Annotated in this window: 13 protein-coding genes; 7 read left to right on the forward strand and 6 right to left on the reverse strand. The window is 40.0% G+C overall.

Features of this window, described 5'->3' with window-relative positions; translation table 11 throughout:
* The first annotated feature begins 73 nt into the window (after window positions 1-73).
* A complete protein-coding gene (locus ACLIJJ_RS19680; protein WP_233316543.1) occupies window positions 74-841 on the forward strand; it encodes an alpha/beta hydrolase in 768 nt (255 codons plus the stop codon).
* Window positions 842-875: 34 nt separating this feature from the next.
* Here ACLIJJ_RS19680 and pyk read toward each other — a convergent pair whose 3' ends face one another.
* Together pyk and ACLIJJ_RS19690 are read right to left on the reverse strand one after the other, a co-directional pair.
* Window positions 876-1,937: a pyruvate kinase gene (gene pyk, locus ACLIJJ_RS19685; protein WP_237941864.1), complete on the reverse strand. Its 1,062-nt coding sequence runs from the start codon at window positions 1,935-1,937 to the stop codon at window positions 876-878.
* Between the two features lie 375 nt (window positions 1,938-2,312).
* Window positions 2,313-2,570, reverse strand: coding sequence for a hypothetical protein (locus ACLIJJ_RS19690; protein WP_233316541.1), 258 nt, complete (start codon window positions 2,568-2,570; stop codon window positions 2,313-2,315).
* 219 nt (window positions 2,571-2,789) lie between these two features.
* Between ACLIJJ_RS19690 and ACLIJJ_RS19695 the strand changes: the two genes are divergently transcribed.
* The 3 genes from ACLIJJ_RS19695 to ACLIJJ_RS19705 all read left to right on the forward strand — a co-directional run bounded on the left by ACLIJJ_RS19695 (window position 2,790) and on the right by ACLIJJ_RS19705 (window position 9,293).
* The gene (locus ACLIJJ_RS19695) at window positions 2,790-3,026 is read left to right on the forward strand and encodes a hypothetical protein (protein WP_233316540.1); all 237 of its coding nucleotides are present in this window, start codon (window positions 2,790-2,792) and stop codon (window positions 3,024-3,026) included.
* A gap of 335 nt (window positions 3,027-3,361) precedes the next feature.
* Complete coding sequence (locus tag ACLIJJ_RS19700) at window positions 3,362-8,704, forward strand: 5'-nucleotidase C-terminal domain-containing protein (protein WP_411411499.1); 5,343 nt, start codon at window positions 3,362-3,364, stop codon at window positions 8,702-8,704.
* Between the two features lie 7 nt (window positions 8,705-8,711).
* On the forward strand, window positions 8,712-9,293 hold the full coding sequence (locus ACLIJJ_RS19705) for a class D sortase (protein WP_233316539.1): 582 nt from the start codon (window positions 8,712-8,714) through the stop codon (window positions 9,291-9,293).
* 36 nt (window positions 9,294-9,329) lie between these two features.
* Here ACLIJJ_RS19705 and ACLIJJ_RS19710 read toward each other — a convergent pair whose 3' ends face one another.
* The 3 genes from ACLIJJ_RS19710 to hxlA all read right to left on the reverse strand — a co-directional run bounded on the left by ACLIJJ_RS19710 (window position 9,330) and on the right by hxlA (window position 11,375).
* A complete protein-coding gene (locus tag ACLIJJ_RS19710) occupies window positions 9,330-10,046 on the reverse strand; it encodes a 3-ketoacyl-ACP reductase (protein ID WP_233316538.1) in 717 nt (238 codons plus the stop codon).
* 132 nt (window positions 10,047-10,178) lie between these two features.
* Window positions 10,179-10,736: a 6-phospho-3-hexuloisomerase gene (gene hxlB, locus ACLIJJ_RS19715; protein WP_233316537.1), complete on the reverse strand. Its 558-nt coding sequence runs from the start codon at window positions 10,734-10,736 to the stop codon at window positions 10,179-10,181.
* A 6-nt stretch (window positions 10,737-10,742) separates the two neighbouring features.
* Window positions 10,743-11,375, reverse strand: coding sequence for a 3-hexulose-6-phosphate synthase (gene hxlA / locus ACLIJJ_RS19720; RefSeq protein ID WP_233316536.1), 633 nt, complete (start codon window positions 11,373-11,375; stop codon window positions 10,743-10,745).
* A 180-nt stretch (window positions 11,376-11,555) separates the two neighbouring features.
* On the opposite strand from hxlA, the gene ACLIJJ_RS19725 reads away from it, so the two are divergent.
* Complete coding sequence (locus ACLIJJ_RS19725) at window positions 11,556-11,924, forward strand: winged helix-turn-helix transcriptional regulator (RefSeq protein WP_233316535.1); 369 nt, start codon at window positions 11,556-11,558, stop codon at window positions 11,922-11,924.
* 39 nt (window positions 11,925-11,963) lie between these two features.
* Here the strand turns inward: ACLIJJ_RS19725 and ACLIJJ_RS19730 are convergent, their stop codons facing one another.
* Complete coding sequence (locus tag ACLIJJ_RS19730; protein ID WP_411411500.1) at window positions 11,964-12,359, reverse strand: PaaI family thioesterase; 396 nt, start codon at window positions 12,357-12,359, stop codon at window positions 11,964-11,966.
* Window positions 12,360-12,488: 129 nt separating this feature from the next.
* Here ACLIJJ_RS19730 and ACLIJJ_RS19735 point away from each other — a divergent pair, with 129 nt between their 5' ends.
* Both ACLIJJ_RS19735 and ACLIJJ_RS19740 read left to right on the forward strand, forming a co-directional pair.
* The gene (locus ACLIJJ_RS19735) at window positions 12,489-12,983 is read left to right on the forward strand and encodes a MarR family winged helix-turn-helix transcriptional regulator (protein WP_233316533.1); all 495 of its coding nucleotides are present in this window, start codon (window positions 12,489-12,491) and stop codon (window positions 12,981-12,983) included.
* Window positions 12,980-16,108 (forward strand): MMPL family transporter, encoded by a 3,129-nt coding sequence (locus tag ACLIJJ_RS19740; RefSeq protein ID WP_251644715.1) that lies wholly within the window; start codon window positions 12,980-12,982, stop codon window positions 16,106-16,108. The genes ACLIJJ_RS19735 and ACLIJJ_RS19740 overlap by 4 nt, the downstream gene beginning before the upstream one ends.
* The last annotated feature ends 5 nt before the right edge of the window (window positions 16,109-16,113 follow it).

A 16,113-nucleotide genomic window follows, 5' to 3' on the forward strand; every position in this document is an offset into this window, starting at 1 on the left:
CCCAAACAGGAAAAAAACGGCTATAATTCCCTTATGTGAAAGCGTTTAAATAATAGGAGAGGTGACAGGCAATATGGCATTGATTAAATGTGATTTTTTCTCTGAAAGCTTGCAATTGAGCACTTCGATGACAGTAATTCTGCCGCAGGAAACAAACGCACAAATTGGCATGAAAAATACTGTCAGCGGGAATAAGCACCAGACACTCTATTTACTTCACGGGCTGAGTGATGACCACACGATATGGACAAGAAGGACATCTATTGAGCGCTATGCGGCACCCCTTGGCTTAGCAGTAGTTATGCCGCAGGTTGACAGAAGTTTTTATACAAATATGGCTTACGGCAACAAATATTGGACTTTTTTGACAGAGGAGCTGCCTATGGTCGCAAGGTCTTTTTTTCCTTTATCAGAAGCAAGGGAAGATAATTTTGTGGCAGGCCTGTCGATGGGCGGCTATGGAGCATTCAAATGGGCTCTGAATAAGCCCGATAGTTTTATCGCAGCAGCCAGCCTTTCAGGTGCAATGGATGTAGAAACACTTCAAGATAGATCAGAAGGTGGCCTTTATCAGCTTATCTTTGGAGAAAACAGCATTAGAGGGACAGAGCATGATCTATTTTCTCTTGTAGAGAAGGTAAAGGATCAGAACGTGAAACCTTCCCTTTACCAATGCTGCGGTACAGAGGACTTTCTATTTGAAGATAATAAGCGGTTTAAGCAGGCTTGTGAACATACTGCATTTGACTATACGTATGAATTCTCTCCAGGAGAACATGAATGGGGATATTGGGATAAAAAAATTCAGGATGTGCTTGAGTGGCTTCCTTTAAGGAAATGACAATACAGCTGGAGGTTGATCCTCCAGCTGTATATCATAGTTCTTGCTTTAGTAAATCGATGAGATCAGTGTAGCTGTCAGGCATAGTCTGTTTAAAACGTTCAGAGAAAGCAGCTGCTGTGGTAAGCACATGAATGCTTTCTAGCGGATGCTTTCCGACAGCGCTCTCTGCTGAAAGCATTACACCATTTGTGCCGTCTAAAACAGCTTGGAATACATCTGTTACTTCTGCTCTTGTAGGAACAGCATTTTCTGTCATAGACTGAAGCATTTGTGTAGCAGTCACAACGAATTTTCCGCTTTTATTACATTCAGCAAGTATCGCTTTTTGCAAGAGAGGTATCCAATAATAAGGAAGCTCCACACCTAAGTCACCCCTTGCCAGCATGATAGCATCTGCTGCTTCACAAATATCAATAAAGCTGGATACTGCCTCTAATGTCTCAATTTTTGCCATCAGCTTTGGCGGAGTGTTGGTGAATGTTTTTATATATTCTCTTATTTCCTGTAAATGATTTGCTTTTCGAATAAAGGAGCATGCGATAATATCTATATCATGCTTTAACAGAAACTCAATATCCCCTTTGTCTTTTTCTGTAATAGCAGGTAACGACAGGGATGTTCCTGGAACGTTGACACCTTTTCGAGATGCGATGCTTCCCCCTGCTTTAACAATCGTTTTGGCGGTGCTTTCCCCTGTTTCAACAACATGAAGCTCTACCTCACCATCATTAATAAGGACTCTGCTTCCAACCTTTATATCTTGGATAAACCCCTTGTAATCAACACTTGCCTGTGTGTTATCTCCATCTATTTCATCAACGGTCAGCATGAAGCTGTCCCCATCCTTCAACAATACCTTATCTCCCGTTATTTTTCCTAAGCGGATTTTCGGCCCTTGCAAATCTCCTAGTATCTTGATGGCAATTCCTGTTGTCTTGCTTATGCTTCGAACCGCTTCTATAACAGCGAGATGATCTGTTTGGCTGCCATGTGACATGTTTAACCTAATAATAGTCATTCCTTTTTCGACAAGCCCTTGGAGGATTTCTTCTTTGCTGCTTGCAGGTCCAATGGTGCAGACTTTATCAATCATAGGTGATGCCTCCTTAAAAAATTTTTACAGATAGTATAACCTGATCTGAATTTATAAGTCCCCGTGTTGAAAAAGAGCAACTCCCCATGAGTGAGCAGCAGCCGATTAGAGGTTTTTTTGAAATTGCGTATTCTATGTATGAAAATACAGAGAATGTTAACAGTAACACTTCTTAATTCAAAGGCTAGGCTCGTTCGTTTGCTTACTGCCAGCTTGATTTATATTGTTCCATTCTTAGAATTTGAAACTGAACAATGGGGAAAGGGGCTGATTGCACATTAGTTGTGCAGGAACTTGATGTGTTATTTTATTCAACGTACAACTTCAGTGCTCCTCATTAAATGGCACAAGACATTTCTATTTTTATGATTGCTATTAAAGCGGCTGAAATGGGTAGTGCTTATTGGCCCTGCTTTTTTTCTGGCTTATTTCAGCGATGATAATGATGTTATCTGTTCTAACTCCCCAAAGATCATCATTGCCAATGAATTCAAACCCAAGCAGTCGTAAAAGGCTCTCCAAGCTTTCTTTATTCTCTGTTGCCTGCTGATTTACATGAGTATCGATCAGTTTGACATTGTCCTCCATAATCTTATAAAAACTGAAGTTGACTAGGTAAATTGTATTGTACATGTTCCAAGCTCCTCAATGATGGACTAAGTAAACTCTAATCATTATATATATATATTTTGGAGAGGAAATCTCAATATTGAAATGGATCATCCCATGCAGACTCATAATCTCTGCATAACTTTGACATTAAAAATGTGTTCTTGAAAGAAAACGGAAAAATTGGGCAGACTGCATGTTATAATGACAATCGATTATAGGAAAGAAAAAGGAGGAGAAAGATTGGCCAATAAAACGCATGAATTATTAAATGGCTGGACGCTTCTAGCGGACAGATCCTACAAAATGTTCGCAAATCAGAATTCTTATGTCCTGCTGGATGAAGAAAATGATGTAGTAATGCAATTTTCTGTCACAGACCAGGAGTTTGAAGTAGTTTCTTCCAATTGGAACCTGAATTTTAAGATTATACCTGCATTTAAGACAGTTAAGATTTTAAATATTCCATCTGAAGAATAACAGCTGTATAGAAGTGTTAAGCTAGCCGGAAAATGATTAGGCTAGTTTTTTTATGGAATAAAAAAGGGGAATTTATTATATTGCTAAAAAAATTTAGTGATTTTGTCTTGAAAGGAGTAAGCTGTGAATGAAGAGGTTTACAAATAATGTAAAATATAAATTGTCGATAAATTGGTAGTTTTGTAGAGGTAACAATGACAAATTATAGGAAAAATTAATCATTTTAATCAAAATAATACAAATTATCTAATATTTTTACAGAATTCTAGTGTGAATTTTACAATATTAAGATATCTTTAATTGGTAAGGCAATTTATGGACCAAGGAGGATATAGATGAAGGGGAAACAAAGTTTTAAAATTTTGTCAATATTGCTAATTTTCACTTTAGTTATACCGAACTTCTTAGGCAATTTTACTCCAAGTGTTTCTGCTGCAAGCCAAACGGCTGATGACTTATTTATTTCTGAATACATAGAAGGCAGCTCAAACAATAAAGCAATTGAAATTTTTAATGGGACTGGCAGTGAAGTAGATCTTGCCAGCTATAGTCTGGTACTTTATGCCAATGGTAAGACAGAACCTAATACAACATTAAAGCTTGAAGGGAAGCTTGCAGATGGAGATGTGTATGTTATCACACATAGCTCTGCCAGCGCCGCAATAAAGGAAAAGGCTGATATTCAGCATGGTGTCGTCAACTTTAATGGTGACGATGTAATTGAGCTCAAAAAAAATGATGCAGTCATCGATGTGTTTGGCACTGTTGGTGTGCAAGAAAAATGGGGAGATGGTGCTGCTGAAAACCATACTCTTATTCGCAAAAGCTCTGTAACGAAAGGAAGCATTGGAAGTGAGAGCTTTGATCCAGCATTAGAATGGGATATCTATGATATTGATCATTTTGCTGATCTTGGCAAGCATACTTTTGGAGATACAGACAATGGAAGTGAAAACCCAGGACAAGAGGAAGAGGAAACTCCTTCCACTCCAACAGACAAAATCTCTATTTCTGATGCACGAGCAAAAAATGGACAAGTTGTAACAGTTGAAGGTGTTGTAACTGCTGATAATGAAGGAATCGGCGGCGGCAAGCTATCAACATATATTCAAGATGATACAGCAGGTATCAATCTATATGCAAATAATGCTGGCAGTTTCCCGGCCCTAAAAGAGGGACAAAAAGTAAAAGTAACAGGAAAAGTCACAGAATATAACAAATTGCTGGAAATAGCACCAAATGCTGATGGAATTGAAATCATATCAGAAGGAAACGCAGTACCAGCACCAATTGAATTTTCACTAGAAAACATGGCAGATGCTAGTCTTGCTGAGCAAAAAGAAGGCCAGTTAGTTAAGTTTAAAGGGTATGTACAATCCATTCCTGCCACTCCAGCTGGAGGGGGCTATAATGTTTCCGTAATTGATGAGAACTTTAATGGAACAACATTGCGAGTAATGGAAGGAACACAGGCTATATCTGCTATTGAAGCAGGAAAATGGTATGAGTTTACAGGTGTATTGAGTCAATATAATACTTACCAAGTGTTGCCAAGAAAGGCATCTGACGTAACATTGCTTGCTGAGCAGCCTGATGCACCAACTTCAGCAGGAGAATATGAATCTACTGTTAGCAGTGTAGTAGACGGAGATACTATTCATCTTGAATCACCAGTTCTTGGGGCGACAAAGGTGCGTTACGTGAATATTGATACACCGGAAACGTATCATACTCCAAAAAATGCTGCTGATGAAAGTCAGCTAGAGCATGGACAAGAAGCAAAGGCATATTTAAATTCCCTATTAAAACCAGGTGATAAAGTAATCGTTAAGGTCGGAGAAGAGGCAACAGATGACTATGGAAGACTGCTTGCTCAAATCATCCGCAAGAGCGATAGCTTGAATACAAACTTGGAAATGGTTAAACAAGGGTATGCATCGACTTACTTCATTTGGCCAATCGGAGAGGAAGCTGAATATAATCAGTTTCAATCTGCGGTAAAAGAAGCAAAGGACAATGGCAAAGGTATCTGGAATGCAGAGAATCCTCTAGAAGAATTGCCATTTGAATTCCGGGCAAGAGAGCAAGGTAAAGGATTAACGAGATATGTCGGAAATTCTGAGACAAAGGAATATGTGGAGCCTTCTAAATTTGCAGAGGTGCCTGTTGAAAAACGCATCTTCTTTGCAAGTGCAGAAGAAGCAGAAACAAATGGCTATAAAGCTAAAAATCAAGGAAGCAAGGAAAATATTAAACTGCAGCTTTTAAGCGTTAATGATTTGCATGGGAAGATCAGCGAAGAATATGCAGATGGTTCAAACACAATTGGCAGAATGGATTATTTAGCAGCATATTTACGTGAACGAGAAGCTGAAAATCCTAATACACTGCTTGTACATGCTGGTGATATGGTAGGCGGTAGTCCTCCTGTATCTGCATTGCTGCAAGATGAGCCAACTGTAGAAATTATGGAATCATTAGGGTTCGATGTTGGGACAGTCGGAAACCATGAGTTCGATGAAGGTGTGGACGAAATGCTGCGCCTCATTAATGGCGGAGAGCATCCAAACGGAACGGAAAACTATGATGGCATTAATTTCCCAATGGTAGCGGCAAATGTAGAATACAAGGATACAGGTAAGCTAGTGCTTGATCCATACACAATTAAGGAAGTTGAAGGCGTGAAAGTTGGATTTATCGGTGTTGCAACGACTGATACGCCAAATATGATTATCAGTAAAGGAAATGAAAATATTCGCTTCACAGATGAAACAGCAGCAATCAACAAATTCGTACCAGAGCTGCAAAATCAAGGTGTTGAAGCAATCATCGTCCTTGCTCACGTTCCTGGCAATCAATCAGGTGACAGTGCGACAGGTGATATTGCTAATATTGCGAAAAACGTAGACGATGCAGTCGATGTTCTATTTGCAGCCCATAATCATGTGAAGATTGATGCAGTTGTTGATAATAAGCTGATTGTTCAAGCTGGAGAATATGGCAAAGCATTCGCAGATGTAGAGCTTGAAATTGACCCAGCAACTGGTGATATCGTTAAAAAATCTGCTGATATTGTTGATGTAGTGCAGGCGGGTGTCACACCTGATCCAGAGGTTTCTGCAATCTTAAACAAGTATTCGGAGGAAGTTGGTCCGAAGCTGAATGAGGTAATTGGAGAAGCAGCAACGATTATGGAAGGTGGCTATGCTACAAAAGGTGCAGTTGGCGATAATGCGCTCGGAAACTTGATTGCAGACGGCATGCTTACTGCAATGGATAGTGACTTTGCGCTGATGAACGGCGGCGGCATTCGTGATGACTTAAATGCTGGTGACATTACTTGGAATGAATTGTTCAATATTCAGCCATTTGGCAATACTTTAGTTAAGCTGGAAATAAGTGGTGATGACTTACGGGAAATTTTGAACAGCCAATTCAGCAGCTATGGTCCTGATGTCAGTATTGGCGGCTTCTCCTATACATGGGACAGCAAGCAAGGATCATTTGGTAAAGTTGTTGATATCTTCTTGCCAAATGGAGAAAAAATTGATCCAGATGGCAAATACACAATAACAGTGAATAACTATATGTACCCACATAGCAGCGATAAGTATTTGCTTGCTAAGCTTGGTGAAAACCCTGTTCAAGGGGGAGAAGACCTGCAAGCGACTGTTGATTATGTGAAAAGCTTCAATGGTCCGATTTCTTACAATACGGGAAGAATCTCAGAAGTGAATGCTACTGATGGTCCAACAGGCAATATTTCAGCACAGCTATTAGGTGTAAATGACCTACACGGTAAAATAGATGTTACTGGAACAGTAGATGGCGTTAATTATGGTTATGCTTCTTACTTGGCAACCTATTTAAAACAGCATGAAGCAGAAAATGAAAACACATTACTTGTTCATGCAGGCGATATGATTGGCGGCAGCTCACCAGTTTCTGCATTGCTTCAAGATGAGCCGACAGTTGAGATAATGGAAGCATTAGGCTTTGATGTCGGAACTGTTGGGAACCATGAGTTTGACGAAGGTGTGGACGAGATGCTCCGCATGATTAATGGCGGCGAGCACCCGAATGGCACTGCCGGTTATGACGGCATGAACTTCCCAATTGTTGCAGCAAATGTGGAATATAAGGATACAGGTAAGCTTGTGCTTGATCCATATACAATTAAAGATGTGGATGGCGTAAAAGTAGGCTTTATCGGTGTGGCAAATATTGATACACCAAGCCAGATTATTGCAAAAGGAAATGAAAATGTTCGTTTCACAGATGAAATAGAAGCGATCAATAAATATGTTCCTGAGCTTCAAAAGCAAGGAATAGAGGCAATTGTAGTGGTTACTCATGTTCCTGGAAATCAAGATGCAAACAGTGGAGAAATTACAGGAACTATCGCTGATATCGCGAACAAAGTGGATGATGCGGTTGATGTTATCTTTGCAGCACATAATCATGTGAAAATAAACGGTTTAGTTGATAATAAGCTGATTGTTCAAGCATGGGAATATGGCAAGGCGTTTTCTGATATTGATTTAGAAATCGATCCAGTTACGAAGGACATTGTGAAGAAATCTGCTGAAATAGTAGATGTGAAACAAGAGGGAGTTACACCAGATGCAAAAGTGCAAGCAATTCTTGATAAATATCAAGACATAGTTGGCCCTAAGCTGAAGGAAGTTGTTGGAGTAGCGGCAACGGATATTTTAGGTGGTTACGCTTCTAAAGGGGAAGTCGGTGACAATGCACTTGGTAACTTAATTGCTGATGGCATGGTAGCAGCAATGGACAGTGATTTTGCTTTAATGAACGGCGGAGGAATTCGTGATGACTTGCTTCAAGGTGAAATCACATGGGAGGAATTGTTTAATATTCAACCATTCGGTAACACGTTAGTTAAATTAGAGCTGACAGGTGCTGAATTAAAAGAAGTGCTTAATACTCAATTCAGCTCATACGGTCCAGATGTAAGCATTGCAGGCTTTAAGTATACGTGGGATGCATCACTTGGTGAATTTGGAGAAGTAGTTGATTTAATGCTGCCAGACGGCTCAAAATTAGACTTGTCTAAAACATATACAGTTGTTGTTAATAACTATATGTACCCACATACTACGGACAAATACCGTTTAACTGAATTCGGTGAAAATCCTGTACAAGGACCGGATGATCTGCAGGCGACAGTAGATTTTGTTAAGTCATTTACAGAGCCGATTTCATACAGTGCAGAAAAACGAATTTCTGAAATCACTGATGAAGACACAGAAACACCAGGTGAGAATCCAGAAACACCAGGTGAAAGTCCAGAAACACCAGGTGAAAGTCCAGAAACACCAGGTGAGAATCCAGAAACACCAGGTGAGAATCCAGAAACACCAGGTGAAAATCCAGAAACACCAGGTGAGAGTCCAGAAACACCAGGTGAAAATCCAGAAACACCAGGTGAGAGTCCAGAAACACCAGGTGAGAATCCAGAAACACCAGGTGAGAATCCAGAAACACCAGGTGAGAATCCAGAACCAGGTGAGAATCCAGAAACGCCTGATAAAGAGACAAATCCAACACCTGTGCTGCCGAATACAGCAACAATGGACTATAATTATCTTCTGATTGGGTGTATGATGCTAGTAGTAGGAAGTGTTGTACTATTCGTAAAAAGAAGAAAGGCGTAAGCTGATAATGAAAAAATTGAAATGGTTTGCCCTCCTGCTTATAGTAGGAGGAGCGGTTTTTCTCGGATTGGGAGCATGGAATATAGCTGAAACAAAGGTGAAAACAGAGCAATCATTATCAAAGGCAGAAGCTGTGGTTAAAGAGAAAAAGGACGATTGGGTGGATGAGGAGCAGGATAATCGTTTCGTGCCTCCTACAGGGGAATCGGTCGGCATTCTGGAGATACCAAAAATCGAAGGGAACTTGCCGATTGTAGAAGGAACAGATCCGGATGATTTGGAAAAAGGTGTCGGACACTTTAAGGGCAGCTATTATCCGAACGAAAATGGTCAAATTGTCTTATCAGGACATCGTGATACGGTGTTCAGAAGGGCTGGTGAATTAGAACTCGGTGATGAGCTGAGAGTGGTGCTTCCATATGGAAGCTTCTCCTATGAAATCACGTCCACAAAGATTGTTGAAGCAGATGATCAGACTATTATTACGTTGGATAATACGAAAGAAGAGCTCGTCTTGACCACTTGCTATCCTTTCAGCTTTGTTGGCAATGCGCCGCAGCGCTATATTATTTATGCGAAAAAGGTGTGAAAAAAAGCAAACTCGTCCGCCGAGTTTGCTTTTTTCTTATGGATTAGTAGACCACATACCAGAAGTCTTAATAAATACACGAGAGTTAAGCTTTAATTGTGCAACCATGTATTCAGCCAAATCTTCTGGCTGCATTACTTTTTCTGGATTTCCGTCTGTCAGGTTTGTATCGATGGCAAGATCTGTAGCCACTGTGCTTGGTGTTAACGCCGTTACACGGATATTATGCTTGCGCACTTCCATCATTAACGATTCAGTCAATCCCAATACAGCAAACTTAGAAGCACTGTATGCACTTGTAACAGGTGCGCCCTTTTGTCCAGCTGTTGAGGAAATATTAATGATATCTCCAGCTTTTCTGTCAATCATTCCTGGAAGCACCGCTCTTGTTACATAGTAAGTACCCATTAGATTTACCTTAATGATATTCTCCCATTCTTCAGCAGATAGGTCGAGGAAGCCGCCGAATTTAGCAGTGCCAGCGTTGTTAATTAAGATATCTATTTGCTTTAACTCAAGATTGATACTGTTTACAGCATCAATAACAGATTGGTTGTCAGATACATCTGCTGTTGCAATTGCAACAGATACACCATACTGCTTTACTTCTTCTGCAACTTTTTTTAAATTGCCTTCTGTTAACCCAATTAATCCTAGGTTTACGCCTTCCTGTGCAAGTGCAATAGCAGTCGCACGTCCGATGCCTCTGCCAGCACCTGTAATTAATGCCGTTTTTCCTTTAAGTGATTGCATAATTTATTTACTCCTTTATCAAGTTAGTTAAGTCTACAAGAGACAGACTAAATAAAGCCAAAGCCAATATACTATATAATGGAACCATTATACAATCAATTGGCTTTGGCTTATAAGGCAGCCTATATAAGTTTATTCCAAATTGGCATGTTTACCATACATTGTATTGGAATCAAGATTTCTTACTTCCATATATTTCAGGATGACACTGTCCAGTGTAAGCAGCATAAGCTGTTCAAATAAGGAGCCCATTGGCTGAATTGTTTTAAAGTCACTGTTTGTTTTATCCTTTGGTGATCCAGGCAGTTTAATCGCTGCATCAGCAATTTTGCCGATTGTGGATTCTGGAAAAATCGTCACAGCGATGACATTGCCGCCAATACTTTTCGCTTTTTCAGCAATCGAAATAAGGCCCTTCGTTTCACCTGATCCAGTGCCGATGATCAACAAGTCTTCCTTTTCGAAGTTGGCAGTTACAGTTTCACCGACTACATATGCATCAATGCCCATATGCATCATTCGCATTGCAAAGGATTTAAGCATAAAACCAGAGCGGCCTGCTCCTGCAACAAATACCTTTTTGGCTGACAAAATTGCCTCAACTAGAGAGTCAGTCTGCTCAGTGGAAACATGTGTGGAGGCTTCTTTCAGCTCAGCTAAAACAGCCTCCAAGTATCCGCTTGTGTTCATAGTCTGTTACCCTTGAAGGATCAATTCTTTAAACTTAGCAGCAGTCTCTTGTAAGTTATCTTGGCCTGTGATGCCGCCGCCGACAATAATTAAATCAGGCTGTGCTGCAATAACCTCAGGAAGAGTATCTAACTTAATTCCGCCTGCAACAGCTGTTTTTGCATTTTTTACGACACTTTTAATTGCTTTCAAGTCTTCAAAAGAGTTTTTGCCGACTGCTTGCAAATCATAGCCAGTGTGTACACAAATATAGTCTACACCGAGCTCATCTAGTTCTTTAGCACGTGCTTTAATATCTTTTACAGCAATCATATCAACGAGGATTTGTTTGTTTTGCTTTTTCGCTTCAGCTACAGCACCCTTGATGGATTCATCTTCTGCAACGGCAAGAATTGTTACGATGTCAGCTCCTGCAGCAGCAGCTTGACTTACTTCATAACCAGCAGCGTCCATGATTTTTAAATCAGCAAGAACTGTCACGTTTGGGAATGCATCTTTCAGTTCTTTAACAGCGCGAAGACCTTCGTTTATAACAACCGGTGTTCCGATTTCAACAACGTCAACATGATCTGCTACTTGAGATACTACTTCAATTGCTTGCGGGATATTTACTAAATCTAATGCTAATTGTAATTTCATTTTAAACACTCCTTTTTTGATTGGGGCTTTTTATTATTTGCCTAACAAAGCCGCCTTGATTCCTATTTCTTGTACAATGTCGATTATACGGCTTATAATTTTAATACGTAAGTACGCACTTTATTTATATATAGTGTCTAAAAGTATACTAAGTATGGGAAAAGGAATGGAGGAGTGTCTATGAGCCGCATGGAAGATAAGGTCTTCAATTGTGAGAAAGAGCTGACTTTAGGTATTATCGGCGGAAAGTGGAAAATGCTGATTTTATGGCATCTCGGCAAAGAGGGGACGAAAAGATTTGGTGAGTTAAAGGCATTAATGCCAGGTATTACACAAAGAATGCTTGTAAACCAGCTTCGTGAACTAGAGGAAGATCTTATTGTAAAAAGAGTCGTTTATCCAGTCGTTCCGCCGAAGGTTGAATATTCCCTTACGAAAGAAGGGGAAAGCTTAATGCCTATCCTCGACAGCATGTACAATTGGGGTAAAAATTATATAGAAACTGTTCTGGACAGTCCGCCTGAAATCAGGGATATAAGTACAAACTAATTCATATAAAGAAAGGGTGCATCTTATGGATGCACCCTTTTATTTACGCTTATTCACGACTGCAATCGTGCAGCGGGAAATCGATATGAGTTTGCCTTCTTCATCCTGAATTTTTATTTCATATACCATGCTGCTTTTTCCTTGATGGATGACAGAAGCGATTGCTGTAACGATTCCGTCTTTTTTGGAGCGGATATGATTAGCATTAATTTCCTGGCCAAAGACAGCTGTGCTTTCTAAATCGACAAGACTTGCAGCACCTAAGCTTGCAACCGTTTCTGCTAAGGCAACAGAAGCGCCGCCGTGCAAGTAGCCAAAAGGCTGTCTTGTTTTTTCATCAACAGGCATTGTGGCAATGCATGTTCCATCTTCTTTTACTTCTGTTATTTCAATTCCCAGTCTTTCCATAAGTGTGTTTTCATTAGTGAATTTCATATGCATTAGCCCCTTCATTTTGAGGTCATTATAGCATAGTCTCTATGCAATGAGAAAAAATAAAAGAATAAAAAGAAACTGATTGACATAAAAACAAGGAGAAAGTTAAAATGTTTAATAGTTAAGTAGTTGAACTATTATTTGGGGGTGAAAGCAATCAGCAGCAAAAAAATTAAAGATGTCGTCGATAGGTATGTGGACATCAATTTCTCTGTAAACCGGAAATTGGATAATCTCATTAGAATGGAAATCGGAGATGTTCTCACTTGTGAACAGCACTACACAATGCGCCACATTAACCAAGTGAAGGTTTGTACATCTTCTGAACTGGCTGCAGTGTTCGGTGTTAATAAAAGTGCGATTACATCTATTATTAATAGACTTTTTGAAAAAGAATGGATTGAACGCACAAGGGATGAAAAAGATCGAAGAGTCATTTATTTGACATTAACAGAAAAAGGCAATGCGATTTTTACGAAAATGGAAGAAAGAATACATCGCTTAGTGGAGAGTCTTATCAATAAATTTGATGATCAGGAAATTTCAGGCTTTTTAGCAACGTTTGAAAAGCTGGACAAATTAATAGAAGAAAATAAAGATACGAAGACGGAGGTCAAAGAGTGAATAGCATTCTCAAAGGAAAATGGATTGTTCTTGTTCTGTGGATAGCAGCTATTGTCGGGCTGTTTATGATTGCTCCGAATATGGGGGATCTTGTCAGAGAGAAAGGGCAGGTAAGTGTGCCAGATACTTTTTCCTCTGCAAAAGCAACAGAAATCATGGATGAGATTCAAAGCCAAGAGAACCAAGGTGATCAGTCGTCAGTTGCACTTGTTTTTCATAGCAGCAAGAAATTGACTGCAGAGGAAAAGGCAGAAACTGAGAAGGCTGTTAAAAAGCTAGAAGCAGACAAGGAAAAGCTTGGCATCACAGAAATTCTCTCCTCTTTCACAGATGAAAGTCTTAAAGACCAGCTCGTCTCTGACGATGGCAAAACCATTCTTGTATCACTAAAGGTCAGCTGGAATGACAGAGAAGCAGAAGAAGTCAGTAAGGCATTATATGACGAATTAGAAGAGTTTAAAGTAGATCATTATTATACAAGTAATTGGATGATTGACCAAGACTTAACAACAAGCTCAGAAGAAGGCTTAAAAAAGACAGAAGGTATAACGGTCGTATTTATACTTGCTGTACTTTTAATAGTATTCCGTTCGGTTATAGCGCCGTTCATACCGCTTATAACAGTCGGATTGAGCTATTTGGCTTCCCAGTCAATCGTATCTATCCTTGTTGATAAATTCGATTTCCCTATCTCTAATTACACACAAATCTTCCTTGTTGCCGTTCTATTTGGTATCGGTACAGATTACTGCATTCTTTTATTAAGCAGATTTAAGGAAGAGATGATGCATAGCGAAAGTATTGCAGAAGCTATTGTTGAGACATATCGAAATGCAGGAAGAACAGTGCTGTTCAGCGGAATAGCAGTTATGATCGGGTTTGCTGCTATCGGTTTCTCTCAGTTTAAGCTGTATCAATCAGCATCAGCAGTTGCTGTTGGTGTAGCATTATTATTAGTAGCGTTATTTACAGTCGTACCTGCCATTATGGTGCTGCTCGGGAAGAAGATCTTTTGGCCTTCAAAAGGCAGTGCAGAGCATGGTGACAGTAAAATCTGGGAGATTGCCGGCCGCTTCTCCATCAAGCGCCCTATTATTGCACTTGCCATTGTTGCTGCAATCACTGTTCCATTCCTTGTTACATATGATGGAACACTTTCCTTTAACTCATTGGATGAAATCGGCGACGATGCACCGTCCATCAAAGCTTTCAACGCAATTGCTGACAGCTTTGGTCCAGGTGAATCGATGACAACAACCATTACCATTAAAAATGATGAAGAAATGGATTCTATTGAATATCTAGGCTTGGCAGAAAACATCAGCAAGGAATTAGAGAAAGTAGACCTTGTTAAAGATGTCCGTTCCGTCACAAGGCCAACAGGAGAACCAATTGAGGATCTCTATATTTCTAAGCAGGCTGAAACATTAGAAGAAGGTCTGGGCGAAGGTAAGGACGGCATTGATCAAATCAGCGAAGGCTTGCATGAAGCAGGAGATCAGCTGTCCAAATCAGGACCTCAGTTAAATGACGCAACAAGTGGCATTAATGACTTGATTAAAGGTACTGATGAAGTTAAAACAAATTTAGGTACAATACAGACGAACTTAGCTAAAATAGAAGACGGTATCCGTCAAGGTTCTGCTGGGTCTGATGAGATTAAAGCAGGACTGGAGACAGCGAAGTCAGGTGCTGAAGATCTTCTTAAGTATCATCAGCAATTGCTGGCTGGCTATGAACAAACAGAATCAAACTTGTCTACACTTCTTACTAATTACAAGAAGACTGAAGATGGTTTAAAAGAACTTAATGACGGTTTTGCTAAGATTGAGCCTGATTACTTTACCGGTCTTGAACAAAGATACAATGGTATTAGCAGTGACCTTGCTTATAAAGGTATAAAAGAGGCAGTGCAGGGCGCACAAAATAACTTACCTAATTTATATAGTGGTATTATGAACATAAACGCAGGCTTAGTTAAACTTCAAGCAGGTGTCAGTGAAGCCAACAACACATATGGCGAAATTTTAGAAAATCAAGCTGCTGTAAGTACAGGACTAGAACAGCTCATCGCAGCCATCGAACAACAACAAGCCGGCTTAAACCAATTAGCTGACGGGCAAGGCCAAATCGTCGACAATATGCCGAAGCTGACAGGCGGGTTAACAAGCATTAATGACGGACAGAAGCAGCTGCTTGATGGATTTGGTGACATTAACGGACAGCTTGGCGATTTGACTGAGGGCTTGAATCAAAGTGCTGACGGGCTTGATCAAGTGTCAGACGGCTTGAACTCAGCAACAGATTATTTATCTGGTTTATCCAAAAATGACCAAAATCAATTTTATTTGCCTGAGGAGGTGCTAGAAAGTGATGACTTCCAAGGGGCTTTAGATGCTTACTTATCTAAAAATAATAAAATTATGACAATGGATGTAGTCTTTTCAGCGAACCCTTATTCTAATGAAGCAATCAACCAAATTGACGATATAAAGGATACGGTGGAAAGAGCAACTACGGGAACGAAATTAGAAAATGCAGAAGTGGCAGTTGGGGGAATTACCAGCACCAATGCGGATTTGCGCACAATGTCTAATCAGGATTACTCGAAAACGGTGCTGTGGATGCTTGTAGGAATTGGAATCGTCCTCATTTTCTTATTCCGTTCCATCATCATGCCGGCATATATTATCGGTTCACTTATTTTGACATTCTATACAGCGATGGGAATCAATGAAGCGATTTACGTCAATCTGTTAGGATACACGGGAATAAGCTGGGCTGTTCCGTTCTTCGGATTTGTTATTCTTGTCGCACTTGGAGTGGACTATAGTATCTTCTTAATGGATCGCTTCAATGAATACAGAGATTTATCGATTGGAGAAGCAATGCTTGAAGCAATGAAGAAAATGGGGACTGTCATTATCTCAGCAGCAGTCATTTTAGGTGGGACGTTTGCAGCGATGATGCCATCTGGCATGCTGTCACTGCTGCAAATAGCAAGCATTGTTTTAGTTGGCTTGTTCCTGTATGCATTGATTATCCTGCCGCTATTTATCCCTGTTATGGTCAAGAATTTCGGTGAAGCAAACTGGTGGCCATTTAAACGGCCAAATAATGAGTAAAAAAA

Origin of the sequence: Niallia laureatilytica, from assembly GCF_046613985.1 — a bacterium.
GTDB lineage: Bacteria > Bacillota > Bacilli > Bacillales > Cytobacillaceae > Niallia.

Bases quoted from the DNA above. Each gene is read 5' to 3' on its own strand.
- ACLIJJ_RS19680 (WP_233316543.1), top strand. From the start codon at position 74: ATGGCATTGATTAAATGTGATTTTTTCTCTGAAAGCTTGCAATTGAGC.
- pyk (WP_237941864.1), bottom strand. From the start codon at position 1,937: ATGATTGATAAAGTCTGCACCATTGGACCTGCAAGCAGCAAAGAAGAA.
- ACLIJJ_RS19690 (WP_233316541.1), bottom strand. From the start codon at position 2,570: ATGTACAATACAATTTACCTAGTCAACTTCAGTTTTTATAAGATTATG.
- ACLIJJ_RS19700 (WP_411411499.1), top strand. From the start codon at position 3,362: ATGAAGGGGAAACAAAGTTTTAAAATTTTGTCAATATTGCTAATTTTC.
- ACLIJJ_RS19705 (WP_233316539.1), top strand. From the start codon at position 8,712: ATGAAAAAATTGAAATGGTTTGCCCTCCTGCTTATAGTAGGAGGAGCG.
- ACLIJJ_RS19710 (WP_233316538.1), bottom strand. From the start codon at position 10,046: ATGCAATCACTTAAAGGAAAAACGGCATTAATTACAGGTGCTGGCAGA.
- hxlB (WP_233316537.1), bottom strand. From the start codon at position 10,736: ATGAACACAAGCGGATACTTGGAGGCTGTTTTAGCTGAGCTGAAAGAA.
- hxlA (WP_233316536.1), bottom strand. From the start codon at position 11,375: ATGAAATTACAATTAGCATTAGATTTAGTAAATATCCCGCAAGCAATT.
- ACLIJJ_RS19725 (WP_233316535.1), top strand. From the start codon at position 11,556: ATGAGCCGCATGGAAGATAAGGTCTTCAATTGTGAGAAAGAGCTGACT.
- ACLIJJ_RS19730 (WP_411411500.1), bottom strand. From the start codon at position 12,359: ATGAAATTCACTAATGAAAACACACTTATGGAAAGACTGGGAATTGAA.